Origin of the sequence: Rufibacter tibetensis (assembly GCF_001310085.1) — a bacterium.
Taxonomy (GTDB): domain Bacteria; phylum Bacteroidota; class Bacteroidia; order Cytophagales; family Hymenobacteraceae; genus Nibribacter; species Nibribacter tibetensis.
Genome location: NZ_CP012643.1, coordinates 2,799,996 through 2,817,259, shown reverse-complemented (window position 1 = coordinate 2,817,259; position 17,264 = coordinate 2,799,996). Strand labels below are relative to the sequence as shown.

General features: G+C 48.9%; 15 protein-coding genes. 6 read left to right on the top strand and 9 right to left on the bottom strand.

What is annotated here, in order from left to right:
• Positions 1 to 106 precede the first annotated feature (106 nt).
• Positions 107 to 1,168 (bottom strand): DUF748 domain-containing protein, encoded by a 1,062-nt coding sequence (locus tag DC20_RS11345; RefSeq protein ID WP_062543934.1) that lies wholly within the window; start codon positions 1,166 to 1,168, stop codon positions 107 to 109.
• Between the two features lie 252 nt (positions 1,169 to 1,420).
• Here DC20_RS11345 and DC20_RS11340 point away from each other — a divergent pair, with 252 nt between their 5' ends.
• Positions 1,421 to 3,628 carry a B12-binding domain-containing radical SAM protein gene (locus DC20_RS11340; protein WP_062543933.1) on the top strand — a complete coding sequence of 736 codons (2,208 nt, stop codon included), beginning with the start codon at positions 1,421 to 1,423 and terminating at the stop codon, positions 3,626 to 3,628.
• A gap of 33 nt (positions 3,629 to 3,661) precedes the next feature.
• Here DC20_RS11340 and DC20_RS11335 read toward each other — a convergent pair whose 3' ends face one another.
• Positions 3,662 to 4,195, bottom strand: a complete 534-nt coding sequence (locus tag DC20_RS11335; protein WP_062543932.1) for a GNAT family N-acetyltransferase — start codon at positions 4,193 to 4,195, stop codon at positions 3,662 to 3,664.
• 237 nt (positions 4,196 to 4,432) lie between these two features.
• Between DC20_RS11335 and DC20_RS11330 the strand changes: the two genes are divergently transcribed.
• From DC20_RS11330 to DC20_RS11320, 3 genes are read left to right on the top strand one after another with little or no spacing between them, the layout of a single operon-like run.
• Positions 4,433 to 5,089: a (2Fe-2S)-binding protein gene (locus tag DC20_RS11330; RefSeq protein WP_062543931.1), complete on the top strand. Its 657-nt coding sequence runs from the start codon at positions 4,433 to 4,435 to the stop codon at positions 5,087 to 5,089.
• Positions 5,086 to 6,069 (top strand): FAD binding domain-containing protein, encoded by a 984-nt coding sequence (locus DC20_RS11325; RefSeq protein WP_062543930.1) that lies wholly within the window; start codon positions 5,086 to 5,088, stop codon positions 6,067 to 6,069. The genes DC20_RS11330 and DC20_RS11325 overlap by 4 nt, the downstream gene beginning before the upstream one ends.
• A gap of 12 nt (positions 6,070 to 6,081) precedes the next feature.
• A complete protein-coding gene (locus tag DC20_RS11320) occupies positions 6,082 to 8,331 on the top strand; it encodes a xanthine dehydrogenase family protein molybdopterin-binding subunit (RefSeq protein WP_062543929.1) in 2,250 nt (749 codons plus the stop codon).
• Positions 8,332 to 8,430: 99 nt separating this feature from the next.
• Here DC20_RS11320 and DC20_RS11315 read toward each other — a convergent pair whose 3' ends face one another.
• Positions 8,431 to 9,423 (bottom strand): hypothetical protein, encoded by a 993-nt coding sequence (locus DC20_RS11315; RefSeq protein ID WP_062543928.1) that lies wholly within the window; start codon positions 9,421 to 9,423, stop codon positions 8,431 to 8,433.
• Positions 9,424 to 9,725: 302 nt separating this feature from the next.
• Here DC20_RS11315 and DC20_RS11310 point away from each other — a divergent pair, with 302 nt between their 5' ends.
• Complete coding sequence (locus DC20_RS11310) at positions 9,726 to 10,565, top strand: WD40/YVTN/BNR-like repeat-containing protein (RefSeq protein ID WP_062543927.1); 840 nt, start codon at positions 9,726 to 9,728, stop codon at positions 10,563 to 10,565.
• Positions 10,566 to 10,586: 21 nt separating this feature from the next.
• Positions 10,587 to 11,087, top strand: a complete 501-nt coding sequence (locus tag DC20_RS11305; protein ID WP_062543926.1) for a T9SS type A sorting domain-containing protein — start codon at positions 10,587 to 10,589, stop codon at positions 11,085 to 11,087.
• A gap of 98 nt (positions 11,088 to 11,185) precedes the next feature.
• Here DC20_RS11305 and uvrB read toward each other — a convergent pair whose 3' ends face one another.
• From uvrB to DC20_RS11275, 6 genes are all read right to left on the bottom strand, one after another.
• Entirely contained in the window at positions 11,186 to 13,222 is a 2,037-nt protein-coding gene (gene uvrB / locus DC20_RS11300) for an excinuclease ABC subunit UvrB (RefSeq protein ID WP_062543925.1), read from the bottom strand.
• Positions 13,223 to 13,392: 170 nt separating this feature from the next.
• A complete protein-coding gene (locus DC20_RS11295) occupies positions 13,393 to 13,749 on the bottom strand; it encodes a hypothetical protein (RefSeq protein WP_062543924.1) in 357 nt (118 codons plus the stop codon).
• 45 nt (positions 13,750 to 13,794) lie between these two features.
• Entirely contained in the window at positions 13,795 to 13,941 is a 147-nt protein-coding gene (locus DC20_RS22860) for a hypothetical protein (RefSeq protein WP_157593137.1), read from the bottom strand.
• Positions 13,942 to 14,092: 151 nt separating this feature from the next.
• Positions 14,093 to 15,730, bottom strand: coding sequence for an outer membrane beta-barrel protein (locus DC20_RS11285; protein ID WP_062543922.1), 1,638 nt, complete (start codon positions 15,728 to 15,730; stop codon positions 14,093 to 14,095).
• Positions 15,711 to 16,286 (bottom strand): RNA polymerase sigma factor, encoded by a 576-nt coding sequence (locus tag DC20_RS11280; RefSeq protein ID WP_245652199.1) that lies wholly within the window; start codon positions 16,284 to 16,286, stop codon positions 15,711 to 15,713. The genes DC20_RS11285 and DC20_RS11280 overlap by 20 nt, the downstream gene beginning before the upstream one ends.
• Positions 16,287 to 16,500: 214 nt before the next feature.
• The gene (locus tag DC20_RS11275; RefSeq protein ID WP_316934508.1) at positions 16,501 to 17,238 is read right to left on the bottom strand and encodes a shikimate dehydrogenase family protein; all 738 of its coding nucleotides are present in this window, start codon (positions 17,236 to 17,238) and stop codon (positions 16,501 to 16,503) included.
• Between the last annotated feature and the right edge of the window lie 26 nt (positions 17,239 to 17,264).

The window sequence follows — 17,264 nt, the reverse complement described above, 5'->3', positions numbered from 1 at the left end:
TTAAAGGGAGGGTTGCTTTTATACAGAGCATAATTCTGCCTGTTGGCAGCTGTTATTCTTTCCTGCAACCTGTACACCCAGAACTTCTTTCAATACTCAGAACTTCTTACAAGCTATTTTCAATTCCTTTGCTGAACGCATCAATAAAAGCGTGCTTGAGTACATTGATAAAAGTTTTCCAGCCGTTGGTCTGTGGGTTATTGATATTCCCCTTGATGGGAATTTGGGTAGCAATCTGGTCAAGAGGCTGGTTCTCAGCTGCTTCGGTGAAGATGCCTATCACGGCCTCTTTCACCGCACTTAGCACACCACCCTCTTTTTTGTCTTTCTTCCAGTTCAGCACTTTCACCTCCTCAAAGAAAGGTTTGATGTAGCCGTCTAACTGGCCGTTGTTTAGCTTCAGTTCTGAATACATGTCCAGCTTGCCACGCTCCACATCAATTTTAGCGTAGGCTTTGATGAAACTGTTCAGGCTGGTGAGATTTACTCCCGTTAACTGAAAGTCAGAGTCAAAATCTGGAATGCGCTTCAACGCATTCACCTGCATCTTCCCTTTCAAGGTCCCACCACCAATAGATTTTCCGGTGACCGTTACCGAAGAGGGAAGCTTTTTACCCACTTCCTCCACGTTGGCCAGGTTCAGGGCCACTAATTCCATGCTGTTAATATCCAGCTTCACGTCTGGCGAAGCGGTGAAGTCCATAAAGGCCAGCTTGCCATTGTGCACGCTAAAGCGGTTAATGGTTATGGGCATCAGGTCTTTGACCACCTCAGTCCAATGGTTGAGGGTAGGGTCTTCTTTAGAGGATTTAGAAGACTGGCCACCTCCAGTTACCATGTTCAGTACGGGGTTTTGCATGATCACTTCTCCTACCAGTTTGCCCTTAAACAAAGATTTCCATTCAATAGACAAATCGGTTTCCTGAATAGTCAGGAACGGGTACTTGGGATTGCCCTTCTCTTCCTTCAGGACCAAACCGTCAATCTGGTAGGCTCCCCGAAGCAAAGAAATGTCCACATCTTCTACATAGCCGGTATACCCGGGAAGCTCCTCTAGCGTCTTGTTTACATACTTTTTCACAATGAACGGTAAAGCAATCCGGAACGCCAGCAACAACACCAGCACGGCCAGTCCTATTTTAAATGGTCTTGTGAGCCGAATAGTCATACTATCTTCTGTTTAATCGTGACACATTCCACTTTATCTTGCCTGCACCCATAATACGCAAGCCTATACTCTCAGTTAAAAATTCAGAAAACGTCTCTCCTTTCAAGTTCTGAACTCATCGCCCTCAGTAGCTGTTTTACCTGCATCTGATTGGAACGGGTTTTAAGCTTGTTTTTCAGAAAACAGGCATTCTTAAGCTGTAAGCCCAAGACTCAGAACTCCATTTAGTACCTTTGCCCAAATTTGCTACCCTTGACCACCGCTCCCAAAATCCTGCTCATCACGCCGCCGCTTACGCAGCTGAACACGCCTTATCCTGCCACAGCCTACATCAAAGGTTTTCTGCGTGACCGGGGATTTAACGTGACTCAGGCTGATTTTGGACTGGAGTTGGTCTTGCGCCTGTTCTCCCGTAAAGGACTGAACCAGGTTTTTCAAACCATTCTGGACGGCACCTATGAACTGTCAGACAACAGCCAACGGATGCTGCGCCTTCGTAAATCGTACCTGGATACTATTGAACCGGTCATCCGTTTTCTACAAGGCCGCGACAGCACCCTGGCGCATCCTATTGCCCTGGGTTCCTTCCTGCCAGAAGCCAGCCGGTTTCTGCAATTGGCTGATCTGGAAGAGGCCTTCGGGACCATGGGCATCACCGATAGAGCCCGGCACTTGGCCACGTTGTACCTAGAAGATTTAGCCGATTTGATCAAGGAAACTGTTTGCCCACACTTCGGTTTCAGCCGCTACGCCGATAAACTGGCCATGAGCGCTACGTCCTTTGACCCGCTGGAAGCAGAGCTGCAAACGGCACCCAACCTGGTGGATCAAATGCTACTGGACCTGCTGGACCAGCGCATGCAGGAAGTACAACCAGATGTGGTGGGTTTCACCGTACCTTTCCCGGGCAACTTGTACGGCGCGTTGCGGTTGGCTCAATTGATCAAGCAGAAGTACCCGCACGTGAAAACGCTGATGGGTGGCGGTTACCCCAATACTGAACTGAGAAGCCTACGCGAACCCCGCATCTTCAACTACATTGACTTCATCACCTTAGATGACGGCGAAGGTCCGTGGTTGAAGCTACTGGAGCATTTCCAGGACCAACGTTCTGTAGAGCAACTCCAACGCACGTTCCTGTTGCTGGACGGCGAAGTGCAATACCTCAACGCCGCCACTGACGCTGATATTCCGCACACCGAAGTAGGCACGCCTGATTACAGCGATTTAAAACTGCATGAATACCTGAGCGTGGTGGAGGTGCTCAACCCCATGCACCGCCTTTGGTCTGATGGCCGCTGGAACAAACTCACCATTGCGCATGGCTGCTACTGGAAGCGCTGTTCTTTTTGCGACATTACCTTAGATTACATCTCCCGCTATGAGACCGCGCCTGCCACCTTGCTGGTGGACCGCATTGAGCAGATTATTGCACAGACGGGACAAACCGGCTTCCATTTTGTGGATGAAGCCGCTCCGCCACTGGCGTTGCGTGACCTAGCCATTGAACTGCTGCGCCGGGGTGTGAAGATTACCTGGTGGGGCAACATCCGTTTTGAGAAAACCTTCTCCGCTGATTTATGCCGTTTGCTGGCGGCCAGTGGTTGTATAGCAGTGTCCGGTGGATTGGAAGTTGCTTCTGACCGTCTATTGGCGAAGATGGAGAAAGGCGTGAGCATTGCCCAAGTGGCGCGTGTAACGCGTGACTTCACCGCCGCTGGCATTATGGTGCACGCCTACCTGATGTACGGCTTCCCTACCCAAACCGCGCAAGAGACCATGGACTCCCTGGAAGTAGTGCGCCAGCTTTTTGAACAGAATGTCATTCAATCGGGCTACTGGCACCGGTTCTCTATGACGGCGCACAGCCCGGTAGGCAAGAACCCTGAAAAATACGGCGTGGTGAAAGTAGGTCCTGAACCCGGCTTGTTCGCTGACAATGACTTGTGGCACGAAGACCCGCAGGGTGCCGATCATGAGCTTTTTGGGGCTGGTTTAGCAAAAGCGCTGTATAACTACATGCACGGCATTGGGTTGGATGAACCGCTTTCCTTCTGGTTTGACTTTAAGGTGCCCCGTGCCTCCCACCCGAAGAATATGATTGCCCAAGCAGTAGAAGCTATCGGCAAACCGGATTCTGAAAAGCAGAACCTGCGCGTGTTGTGGTTAGGCAATGCGCCTGAGCTAGAAGTGGTGACCAAAACCAAGAAAGGCCGCACTTTCCACAATGCCCTGCTCACCTTCACCGAGAAAACAGAGGAATACGAAATCCGGACCACCCCGGAAATTGGCCAATGGCTGCATACCTGGCTCACCCGCCTGGCAGAGGATTACGGCACCAAATTCCTGCTGAAAGACATGGCCGCTGACTATCCCGAAGGCCAGATGTTCACGTTCCAGGAGTTCCTGATCACTGATACCTGGCTGGATTTGCGGGAGCGTGGATTGTTGGTAGTGTAAGGAGGTTTCAGGCTTTCTTTGTAAGAAACGGGCCTAAACCTCCCGCTGCATGTACAAATCACGCTGCACGTCTTCGCCTAAGACGAAGGTCAGCTCTCCTGCTTCTTTGAAACCGTACTTTTGGTAGAACCGGATGGCGCGGTCGTTGCTTTCCCACACGGTAAGCCACACCACGTCATGTCCGTTTTGCCTCGCGCGTTCTAAACTCATTTTCATCAAAGCATCGCCTAAACCGCAGCCGGTCCAAGCCTGCAAGAGGTACAGCCGGTTTACCTGCAAAGGCTTCTCCCCTGTGATTTCAGCGGGAGCAGGTCCTGTGTTCCACTTGATATACGCCACGGCATCTCCCTTTACTTCGGCAATCAAAAATTCCGTGTTAGGGTCCGCCAACTCTGCCGCTTGCAGTTCCGGGGCGTACATGGTGGGCTTGAAAGCAGCCATGTCTTCGGGCGTATTGTAAGGGGCAAACGATTCGTCAAAGGTGCGCCAACCTAAATCGGCGAGTAAATCCGCATCGGCGGAAGTGCCCCTGCGGAAAGTAATGGAATCAAGAATTTGAGCAGACATGTGGAGTAATTTTCTGGCAAAGATACGGAAGAAGAGTTCGTGAAGCTTTCAACCTGTGTATATCAGGCGTAAGTCAGTCGTTTCTAGGCTACTTTCCAGAATCCAAGCCTGAATCAGTTAAGCCTTTAAACACCTTTTAAGCGAGAAAATCGGTTAAATCACACCTTATTTATACACTTTCTAATTGGGTATGTGCGTATACTAGTAGTTGATTTCGTAATCCAACCTAGATTTTATATGCCCCAAGATAAATTACCCGACCAACATCTTCCAGAGGGCGAGGGTGGTCAAGCACAGCATTCAGACGCCCGGCGTACTTTCCTAAAGCAATCTTCTCTACTTACGGCACTGGCACTGGCTCCTACTGCAGCCATTAAAGCTGCTGAACTGAAATTTGAGGAGAAAGTAGCGGCGGTGTTTGAGCAGGTGAAAGTAACCCTGAACATCAACGGCAAGAAGCAGAAACTCTCTGTGGAGCCTCGTACCACTTTGCTGGACTTACTGCGCGAGCAACTGCACCTTACCGGCACCAAGAAAGGCTGTGACTACGGACAGTGCGGTGCTTGTACCGTGCACGTAGAGGGGCAGCGCGTTCTGTCTTGCCTTACCTTAGCGCCCATGGTAGACGGCAAGGAAATCACCACCATAGAAGGCCTCGCCGATGGCGATAAACTGCACCCCATGCAGGAAGCTTTCATCAAGCATGATGGTTTCCAGTGCGGCTACTGCACCCCGGGCCAGATCATGAGTGCTGTGGCGTGCATCAAAGAAGGCCATGCTGATTCTGACGATGAGATCCGCGAGTACATGAGCGGGAACATCTGCCGGTGCGGCGCTTACCCCAACATTGTGAATGCCATCAAAGAGGTTAAAAACGGAGGACAGAAAGTATGATCGGGTTCCAGTACGTTAAACCCAGCAAACCCAAGGCGGCCATTGAAACGGTAGCCAAGGACCAGACGGCCATGTTCATCGCCGGAGGCACCAACCTGGTAGACCTCATGAAGCGCAGGGTCATGAACCCCGAGAAACTAGTAGACATCAACAAACTTCCGCTCCGGAAAATAGAAAGAGAAAACAACAACGTGCGCATTGGAGCTTTGGCGTTGAATGGTGCCGTAGCCGAAGACAAACTGGTGCTGGAGAAGCATCCGCTGTTGTCTCAGGCGTTGAACGCAGGTGCCTCGGCGCAGTTGCGGAACATGGCCACAGTGGGCGGAAACATGATGCAACGCGTGCGCTGCCCTTATTTCTATGACACCGCCATGCCCTGCAACAAACGTGAACCCGGCACCGGCTGTAGCGCTATTGGCGGCTATAACCGCATGCATGCCATCTTCGGGCACAGTGATAAATGCATTGCCGTCAACCCGAGCGACATGAATGTGGCTTTGGTAGCTTTAGACGCAACAGTGTTGGTATCTGGCCCCAAAGGTGACCGGAAAATTCCGTTTGTAGAATTCCACAGACTGCCTGGTGATACGCCGCAGATTCACACGAACCTGCAGCAAGGCGAGCTGATCATGGCCGTGGATGTGCCAGAGAACCCTTATACCAAAAACGTCAACTACCTCAAAGTGCGGGACCGGAATTCATATGCATTCGCGTTGGTCTCTGTCGCGGCAGCGTTGGATCTAGACGGTAGCAACATCAAATCGGCGCGACTGGCAATGGGTGGTGTGGCGCACAAACCGTGGCGCCTGAACGAAGCCGAGCAGTTCCTGGCCGGTAAACCGGCGAACGAAGCCACTTTCCGGCAAGCTGCTGAAATTGCCATGCGCGGCGCCAAGGCATTTGAACATAATAAATTCAAACTTACTCTAGGTCCTAACACCATTGTACAGGCCCTGAAAAACGCATCGGGTGTTGCTTAAACCCTCTTCCTTATGAAAGATTATTTCTTCCAAGATACCGTTGGTAAGCCGATGGACCGGGTAGATGGCCGCTTGAAAGTAACAGGTGCCGCCAAATACTCTGCTGAATACGAGTTGCCTAATATGGCGCATGCTGTGTTGGTGGGCAGCACCATCGCCAAAGGCACCATCAAAAGCATAGACACTAAAAAAGCCGAAAATGCACCGGGTGTGATTGCTGTGTTGCATTACCAGAACGCTCCCAAAGTCCCCGGGTACGCCCAGGCGGCACACCCTACTGAGCCCAAACCGATCGGTCAACCGCTTCGGGTGTTCATTGACAACAAGATCCACTTCAACGATCAACCCATTGCGGTAGTAGTAGCAGATACCCTAGAACGGGCTATTTATGCGGCTAAATTGGTAAAAGCGCAGTACAACGAAGACAAACACGCCACAGACTTCAACCAGAACACGTCTAAGGCTTTCTTGCCTACTGCTGCCAAGCGCAACCCTAAACACGGACTCAACGACTACGTGCGCGGCAAAGAAGATGCTTATAAAAACGAGCCACTCAAAATTGAAAGCGAATACGTTATTCCTACGGAATTTCACAACCCCATGGAGTTGCAGTCCATCATCGCACACTGGGAAGCAGACAACAAGCTAACTGTGTATGACAAAACACAGGCAGTGATTGGCACCCAGAATGCTTTTGCCAAGGATTGGGGCATTCCGGTGGAGAACGTGAAGGTGATTGCCACGTTTGTGGGCGGTGCCTTCGGGAACGGCTTACATACCTGGCCGCACGAAACGGCTGCTATCATCGCCGCGAAGAAAGTAAACAGACCGGTAAAATTGATGCTCACCCGCGAGCAGATGTTTACCATGGTAGGCTATCGGCCACATGCCTGGCAGAAAGTGGGCATGAGCGCCACCAAAGACGGAAAAATCACTGCTATCACGCATGAGGCCATCGGGCAGACTTCTTCCTACGAGGAATTCACCGAGTCTACCTTGCAGCAGACCCGCATGATGTACACCAGCCCCAACGTGACCACCCGTTACCGCATCCTTCCGCTGGACGTAAGCACGCCCATCTGGATGCGCGGCCCCGGTGAAGCGACGGGTGCTTTCGCCTTGGAATGTGCATTAGATGAGATGGCGTATGTGCTGGGCATTGATCCACTGGAGTTCCGCCTCATTAACCACACCGATAAAGACCCGGAGAAAAACCTGCCTTGGTCTACCAAATACCTGAAGGAAGCCATGCAAATGGGTGCCGAGCGGATTGGCTGGAGCAAGCGCCAGCTGCAACCCGGCATGTTGAAAAATGGCGAGTGGCTGGTAGGCTACGGCATGGGCGTAGGAACCTTCGGAGCAAACCGTGGTCGGGCTAAGGTGAAAGCTACTTTGCATAAGGATGGTACGCTGGTGATGCAAAGCGCCACCACGGACATTGGTCCGGGTACGGGAACGGCCATGGTGCAGATTGCCGCACAGAACCTGGGCTTGCCTCCAGAGAAGATTGTGTTTGAGTTAGGTAACTCCTTGTATCCGCCTTCGCCAAGCCAGGGTGGTTCTGCAACGGTGGCCACGGTAGGTTCAGCGGTGCATGCCGTGTGCCAGGTACTGAAGCAGCGGTTAACCAGCATGGTAGCCGGTAACGCAGACACCAGCTTTAAAGGTGCTACCGTAGAAAATCTGACCTTCAAAGATGGATACGTTTCCTTGGCAGCCTCTCCTTCCGCCCGGCTTTCTTTCGCGGATATTCTCAAGCAGCAGAACTTACCAGAGATAGAGGTAACCGAAGAGTCCAGTCCGGATGCCAGCCTTCGGCAGAAATACTCCATGTATTCCTACTCGGTGCATTTTGCTGAAGTGCAGGTACATCCGTTAACCGGTCAAACCCGCGTGACTAACATGGTTTCCTGCGCCGATGCCGGAACCATCATCAATGCCAAAACAGCAGGTAACCAGATGATAGGCGGCGCGGTAGGCGGCATTGGCATGGCCTTAACCGAAGGAGCCGTGATAGACCACCGCTTCGGGCGGTACGTAACCAAAGACTTCGCCGAGTACCACGTGCCGGTTCACGCCGATGCGCCGAACATTTCGTCCATCTTCGTGAACAAACCTGATTTAATCAATAACCCGAATGGGACTAAAGGGATCGGGGAAATCGCCATCATTGGTGTAGCCCCAGCCATTGCCAACGCCATTTTCAACGCCACCGGCAAACGTATCAGGGAATTGCCTATCACGCCAGATAAGTTAATCTAAGTCAACTATAAAAACAGAAAAGCCGCTCTACGTTGTAAAGTGGCTTTTCTGTTTTTTACCTGTTTTATGAAAAGCAGAGCAAAAAGATAGTGTCAAAAGTTAATAACGATACCCAGGAAAGTATTTAATGTCAAACTCCATGTAATCGTTATCATGGCCATTGCCTTGAGAAGTGTCGTGGTCATCAACAATGGCTTTTACTTCCATTACGCCATAGATCACCCAAGACTCTTGGCGAGCATAGCGCACTTTGAAAGCATACACATCGCCTACCTGTGCATTGATGACAGTGCTTACCCATGGTCCATACTGCTTCATTCCAGTGGCAATCAGATTAGGTTGATTCCAGTTTTTAGCCCCTGCCGGTACTTTCACGAAAGTAACTTTGCCTTCTCCCATATCTGGGCCAGAGGTAAAGGAATGCTCAAATCGGCTGTCAGTCCAATCCCGAGGAGGCATTTTGTTGGAGAGGAATGCAAAAGGACTTAAGAATTTTTCGTCTACTAATGCCTGCCGGGGATGCTGAGCAATGCCTAAGTCAAAAATCACCAGTGAGTTTCTGGAAGTTCCAAAGTAATTGTACAGTTTGGCTCCTCTGTACACATACGGGTCGGAAACCTTAAACTGGATTTCCATTGGCTTGCCTGTAGCGGGGTCTTTATAGACGGTACCATCTGCTAGTTCTGGTTCAACCGTCAACTTGATCTCCCGATTAGGAATTTCTCTGATGAAGGCATCATCAACTACGTAAACCAAGTTGTATTCTGCCACTGTCACCCCATTGCTTATAGTAATAATGGGCGTACCCATCAAATGAAAATCACGGCCTCTGATGTTGTCATACACCTTGAAATCTTTGAAAGCTTGATTGGTCTCAAACCGGAAGTTGTAGCGTACCGTGTCACCATCATACACGCGCAATTCTGTGACTGGTTGGTCTTTAGGCAGGTAACCGTTGTTTGTGTACCTGGAGTACACCACTGTGGAGGTAAGCTGGGAATAAGGAGTTGGAGCAGGTTCGTCATCCTCTGAGCAAGAGCTCATCAAAAAAGGAGCGGTCAGAAGCCACAACAGTTGGAAAAGTTTTTTCATGAATAATAAGGGTTAAATGGAGCATTACCTGTCTCTTAAATTCCACCGACATTTGATATTTCCTAACCACTTCCTTATTCTAAAGACAAGTATTTCCTCAAAAGCAAAGACCATTCCAAGCGTTTATACCCCTAACTACTTAAGGAGCACTTTACCTCGGCTTTCGAAACCCATACATGCAATCAACTAATATACAATTACCTAAAGACTAAATACCCAAAGAAAACTTTCCCTTTCCTTGCAACTACTTCCCTATTCCATGAATCTCAATTGAAACAAATATTTTCTTAACTGCTTATTCTATGAGACCTTTGCTGATCTTACTGTTCATTTTAGGCCTGTTTTCAACAAAAGCGGCTGCACAGGCTGTCTGGACTCCCAGTTCGCCCCTTAGCTCCAATTTCGCAAATACCACCAGCATCACTATTAGTCCGGTGAATGACAGGATTTTCATTGGATCAGCTGAAGCTGGTATACTTTGCTCCGACGATGGAAGGAACTGGCAACAGGTATTGCCACACGCAGTGGTCAGTATGTTGGCAAAAGCAGATGGAACCCTGTTGGCGGGCGGACAAGGTATGGTTTACCGCTCCTTAGATCAAGGCCAAAACTGGAGTTCTCATCCCATTGGCAGTAGTTACTCCATCAGAAAAATTGTGGCAGACAGTGAGGGAACGCTGTATCTGGTCACTGGAGACCTGGGCGAAGATGACGGCGATGAACAGTTCTTTGTAGGCGACGGGGTTTTCACCTCTACTGATAATGGCCAGACCTGGACGAAAGACATCCAAGGCATGACGGGTACTTTAAGCGCCTGGACTATAGCTATCGGCAAAAACAATCAGGTGTACGTGGGTACGCATGATGGCAACGGGCAGCAAGATACCAAGATAGGGTTATATACCCGGCAAAAGCAGCAAACCACCTGGCAACCCGTAGACATCCGGTTTCGACAGGTAGACAACTTCAATGTGGCCCATCTGTATTCTATTGCGGTGGATGAAAATGACAGCCTTTATGTAGGTGTAGCCGGAAGCGACGGTACTGTAGCTGTTGGAGGGACTCTGAAATCAGCGGATGGTGGCCACACCTGGCGCCCTTTGTACCTCACCCACAACACGTCATGGAATTACTGGGACTAACTAGTCGCGAATAGTTTTTACGTGAGCAAAGACGGTACGCTGTGGACCAGCAACTGGCCTAGCCGTGGCATTTTGGTTTCTAAAGACAAAGGAGCAACCTGGGCAAGAGACATGCAGAACATCGGGACTCCGCCTTTTGCCTCCAGTCTGCATCATTTCCAGTTTGCGGAGAGCAAGCATAACAGGATCTACGCCCTGCAGCCATATGATAATGTGGTGTACTCCAAAATCCTCCCTCTGGGTAGTGATAAACCTTCTGATGTTCTTCCGTTTACACTGGAGGCTTTCCCTAATCCATTTCAAGGCCAGTTGAACCTGCGCTTTTCCGTTCCTGCACCTTCCACTGTTCAGCTTCAGGTAGTAGACACCAAAGGCGCCACAGTTTACAAACAAGCGCACAAAGCCTCAGCCGGAGTTAACACGCTGCAATTGAAATCTTTCCTTACTTCTTCCGGCATCTACTACGTTTCTATAAAAACTGACACGTATCATAGAACCAAGAAGATAGTTCTACTGACTTAGGAGTAGAATTCTTATAAAAAAGCCTCGCTTGTTTCAGAGCCGATTTCATAGAAACGACTTCAAAACAGGCGAGGCTTTCCTGATATTATTAGTTGATGCTAATCGCGCTTGTTTTTCAGCAGCTTGCGCAACTCAGCTAATTCATCTCTAAACTTGGCAGCTTGCAGGAAGTCCAGTTCCTTGGCCGCGGCTTCCATCTGCTTTTCAGTTTTCTTGATGACTTTCTCCAACTCATCTTTTTTCATGTACTGCACCACCGGGTCAGCAGCAATAGACATCAGGCTCTCGTCCGGACCAGCATAGGCTTTCGGCTCCTTCGTTCTATTGGAATCAGCCACGGAGGTTTGCTCCATGATGGCTTCTTTGGACTTAAAGATGGTTTTAGGCGTAATGCCGTGCTCCTGGTTGTACTCCATCTGTACCGTGCGGCGGCGGTTGGTTTCGTCAATGGCACGCTGCATAGAACCAGTCATTCGGTCTGCGTACATGATCACTTTTCCGTTCTCGTTACGGGCGGCACGGCCAATAGTCTGAATCAGAGAACGTTGGTCACGCAGGAAGCCTTCTTTGTCGGTATCCAAAATGGCTACTAAGCTTACCTCCGGTAAGTCGAGCCCCTCGCGAAGTAAGTTCACCCCAATCAGGACGTCAATAATGCCCAGGCGCAGTTCGCGAAGAATCTCCACCCGATCCAGGGTTTTCACCTCAGAGTGGATGTATTTTACCTTAATGTTAAGCCGCTCCATGTACTTGGTCAGTTCCTCGGCCATGCGCTTGGTGAGCGTGGTCACCAAAATACGGTCGCCGGATTTGATGCGGTTGTCTACCTCGTCCAGCAAATCGTCAATCTGGTTCTGGCTGGGCCTGATCTCAATCTCAGGATCAAGAAGACCGGTTGGACGGATGATCTGCTCCACCACCACACCTTCCGATTTCTGAATCTCGTAATCGCCGGGTGTGGCGCTCACGAAGATAACCTGGTGCATGACGCTTTCAAACTCATTAAAGGTAAGCGGACGGTTGTCCATGGCCGCCGGTAACCGGAAACCATATTCCACCAGTGCAGTTTTACGCGAACGGTCACCACCCCACATAGCACGTACCTGTGGCAAGGTTGCGTGGCTCTCGTCAATTACCATCAGGAAATCATCTGGGAAATAATCCAATAAGCAGAACGGACGGGCACCAGGCTCCCGGCGGTCAAAGTAGCGGGAGTAGTTCTCAATACCAGAGCAGTAACCCAGTTCCCGAATCATCTCTAAGTCAAACTCGGTACGTTCCTTAATGCGTTTGGCTTCCCCGTCACGGCCTTCTTTCAGGAAGTACTCGTGCTGGGCCACCATGTCAAACTGGATTTCGTTGATGGCTTGGTTCAAGGTATCTTTGCCGGTCACGAATAGGTTGGCCGGAAACAGGGAAATTCCTTCTTCATCGGCGATCTTCTTCCCAGACTGAGGATCAATGCGCTGGATAGACTCAATCTCGTCGCCCCAGAAATAGATGCGGTAAGCAAAATCAGCGTACGCTGGAAAAATATCTACTGTGTCGCCTTTCACCCGGAACGTTCCACGTGTGAACTCCACCTCGGTGCGGCTGTAAAGAATAGACACAAACTGGTACAACAGGTTGTTGCGGCTCACTTTCATGCCCGGTGCCAACGGAATTACGTTCTTCCCGAACTCCTCTGGGTTACCAATACCATAGATACAGCTCACCGAAGCCACCACAATCACATCACGGCGACCAGAGAGTAGCGCTGAGGTACAATGAAGGCGGAGCTTCTCAATTTCCTCGTTAATAGCCAGGTCTTTCTCAATGAACACATCAGAAGAAGCTATGTAGGCCTCAGGCTGATAGTAATCATAGTAGGAGATAAAGTACTCTACCGCGTTATCCGGAAAGAATTGCTTAAACTCCCCGTATAGCTGCGCAGCTAAGGTTTTATTATGGCAAAGCACCAGCGTAGGCTTTTTCACCTCCTGTATCACATTAGCCACGGTAAAGGTTTTACCTGTACCAGTAGCACCCAGCAGTACTTGGGCATGTTCACCCGTTCTGATGCCGCGCACTAATTCTTTTATAGCTTTCGGCTGATCACCGGTTGGTTTGAATTCTGATGTTAATTTGAAATCCATAGAGGAGAAAATACGATCAAAGGTAACGTATTATAACACCAAGCGGCACAAGAGAGTTTAGCTCTCTGCTAAATATGCTAGCGTTTTTTGTATTGGTGTACTAAAATAACGCAAAAACGCCGCTCATGTGAAGCGACGTTTCAAGAGCTACTCTTAAAGGAATTTTTGCTCTAATCACAAGGAGTCTCACTTACGGTAAGCACCCTGATATGAGGGTAGATAATAGGAATAAAGCCTGGGCATTGGGGAGCCTCATCAGGCGGAACAGATTTAATAGTGATATACAATCTCTTGCCAGGTACCTGATAAAAAGGATGCAGGTCAAATGTATTCACGTACACTGAATCATTGCTGGGCTTGGCACCAACAATGCTGGCGGCAGCCGTATCCAAAACCGCCAACACGGTTCCGCAGCCCTGGTCTAATACCACTGCCTCGAAGCAGTCACTGGAAACTTCCTCCTCCTCGCAACCGGAGAAAGCCATCAGGCCTGCACAAACCAGAAAAGACCAGATCACTCTTTTCATTTGTTCCTTTATGCGTTACTCTGTTTATGGAAAGAAGTAGAAAAACTAAGGTAAAACCAGAATAATCTGTTTTATAAGCTTGTCAATGAGAGCATTCTTTACTTTCTCTCCTACAACCGCCACCATGTTTTTTTCTTTCACGTTTACAACATCTTTAATTTCTTCCTTCAGAAGAAGTGCTGCGGTTCCCATGTATAAAGGGACAGAAAAAAGCAGCGCCCAGGTTCTTACTACTTTGGGGATAGAGCAAGTCTTGTGCATATTGGTAAAAAGCTTGGTAAAAGTATGTTGAATAAGGTAGACCATTAAACCAGGGTCTACCCCTACTTTTTATTAAAAAAATTTATTTAGTGAGGCGCCATCTGCCGCCAATACTCAATCCAAGCTGGTAAGTATTTGCCTGTTGTTGCTCCTCCCGCACCATAGGAGTGAGAGAATACGTAAATTCTGGCGCCACTAAAATACTCATTTTCTCAGTTACATCATATCCTACCCCAATAGAAGTAGAAGCGGCCCATTGTATATTTCTAAAAGGCGACTCTTTATCATTCAATCCAAACCTTACCGTTTCTACCTGGCTTGTTTCCGGGGCAATGGAATTCTTTACCAGAAGGTTCATGTTCACGCCACCTGAAATGAGCGCAAACAACTTTTTGAGGTTCATCCGATAACCTATCCGCACCGGAAGGCCTATCTGCTGGTACTTGTATTTAGTGTTGTATTGGTTTGTTCTTGTCACATAAATGGGCTGGTTTAAACCCTCACGCCCCAGAGCGTTTGTTACCAGAGGCGTGCTTTTATTCGCGTCTGAATAAGTATTGCTCATATTACCGGGAGAATAAAAGGCAGATCTGTTACTTCCTCCATACACAATATATGACTGGGTGGTAGTAGCCTCATTCTGGGTATAAAGCACCCCACTTTCCAGCTGCCATTTCTCATTGATTTTATAGCTAGCTCCAACCATAGTAGAATAGGAGTAAGTGGGAGAATAACTGTTATTGTATTCATCTACCGCCTCCTGGTACTGCTGGTACACCGGTGGTTGGTTCAAAGAAGCGGCATTTCCCATAGAAGAGTTATTCCCAAGCTTTACCGGGGCATAAGAATACTGTGGAGTATAGGCCATGGTCACACTCCATTTTGACATGTCAGCGTTTTCCTTCTCAGGGCCCTTGCCTGCCGGAGGAGTCTGCGCCAAAGTAGTTACCTCTGCTTCTTTTGGGGCCAAAATGGTTCTTTTAGAAGTTGAGGGAAGTGAATCCATCCCGACTGGCATTTCCATAGAAGATGACAAACTGTTAGCCAACGTTTTAGAAAAAGACTTATCACTTAGATTTATCTTAAAAAGTGAGGAAGTGGGTGTCTTCTCTTCCGGAACAGGATTACTATTCCGCTCAGGTTGTATTCCGGCGATTACTTCTTGCTGCTTCTGTAACTCATCAATGCTTTGCGACGGAGCTACTTCCTTAGCAGAGCTTTCAATTTTAGTCAAAGCTGTGCCTCTTCCCTGCGAGGTAGGAAACGATTGATGATTTCTGTTTTGAGGCTGTTTTGCAGAAATGGCTTCTGAAACAGCTGCTAACTTCTCCTTACCTGTTGCTGCCGTATTTGCTATTTCTTCTCTTCTGCTATGTGGTGCAAGGGATTTACTTTCTTCTAACTGATCAGATTCTGCAGGAGCATCAATGCTTTGGCTCTTTTGCTGGCTGGTTACCTGGCTTAGTTGACCTCCCCCTGAATGAGGGCTTTGTTTCCATAGGATAATTCCTCCAGAGAGCAAAAGCAGCAGGAAAGCAGCCGCAAGGGAACGGTACCACATCACCTGCTTTTTGTACCGGTGCAACTCATGGTTCTCTAATTCTCTATCTATATTCTCCCAAATTCTGGAGGGAGGTGCGCTTTCAGCTCCAGCAAAGCCATTCCGGAAGACATCTTCCACAGACTGGCCTTGTTCGTGTTCAGCCGGTGACTCTTTCATGGTATTGCTTTTTTAACCGCAACAACGCCTGCCGTAAGCTGGCGCGGGCGCGGGAGTATTGTGATTTAGAGGTACTCTCGGTGATTTCAAGCATCTCTCCTATTTCTTTGTGTGAAAAGCCTTCAATGGCATAGAGGTTGAACACGGCCTGGTACCGGGGTGGTAACTCCCGCACCAGTTGCAACAACTCTTCGTAGGCAAACTGGCTGTCAATGCTGTCGTGGTCTGACGCTTCATCCCATTCTTCATCTTGGTCGGTGACCATTAGGTGACGGTTGGCGCGTTGGTGTTTCAGGGCGGTATTGATGACAATGCGTTTAATCCAGAACTCCAGCGGACAGTCTCCCTTGAAGTTTTTGAGGTACAGGAACACCTTCACAAAAGAGTCCTGCAAAATATCCTCGGCCTCAAAATCTGTGCGGGCATACCGCTTACTCACGGCCAGCAGTTTGCCTGCGTACCGTTGGTACAGTATCTGTTGGGCATCGCGCTTGCCGTCTACAGCCCGCTTTATCAGGTCTGCCTCGGTAGGATCTTTGGGCTTGAAAATCTTCAACGGAGGGTCACTTAAATGATCTTCTACTGCTAAGAGCCTTGAGATGAGCGAAAGGTTGCATCAACAATTCTGCAAGAGAGAATTATTTTGCAACCACGAGGGTCCAAACTGTTGAAGAGAAAGATACCTGAAAAACAGAAGAGTTGCCAGTTACAAAAGCAATAAGAAAGCCTTTGTTTTTGGCCGATTTCAGGAAAATTGGTAAGAAATAGAATTAGCTGTTCCAGATTTGCCAGGCAACTTCGGCCTGCAGGCACAGCATCTCGTATCCATTGATGGTTTTGGCGCCCACCTCTTTGCCGCGCTTCAGGAAAAGCGTTTCGGCAGGGTTGTACACCAGATCATACAGATAATGGTGAGAAGACAACAGGTCAAAAGGAATGGCCGGTGCCTGGTCGTGGTTGGGGAAAGTACCTACCGGAGAGGCATTGATGATCAGGGACACCGAAGACATGACACTGGGCGTGAGTTCCTGATATGTCAGCATACCGGGCTTCTTCTCCCGGGAAACTACTTTATAAGAAATGTTCATGTACTCCAGTGCTGCCATCACTGCTTTGGCCGCCCCACCCGTTCCCAGCACCAAAGCCTGTGAAAGGGGGTGACAATGAAAGAAGTTCTGCAGGGACTGCATGAACCCCTGATAATCTGAATTGTGGCCAATAAAACGGCCATTCTCAAATTTGACCACATTGATCGCTCCAATGCGGGCCGCAGCCGGATCCAACTCATCTAAGTAGGGAAGAATGGCCTCTTTGTAGGGGATGGTAACGTTAAGCCCCTTTAAATTAGGATGGCGTTGTAAAAGGCTTGGGAACTCAGAAATGCTATCTAACTCAAAAAGATGGTAGATACTGTCCTTTATTCCCTCTGTTTCAAACTTTTCAGTAAAGTACTTTTGAGAAAAAGAGTGAGTGAGCTTGTATCCAATCAGGCCGTATTCATTCATCATGGCAGTATTCTGAGAGTTGGGCACTA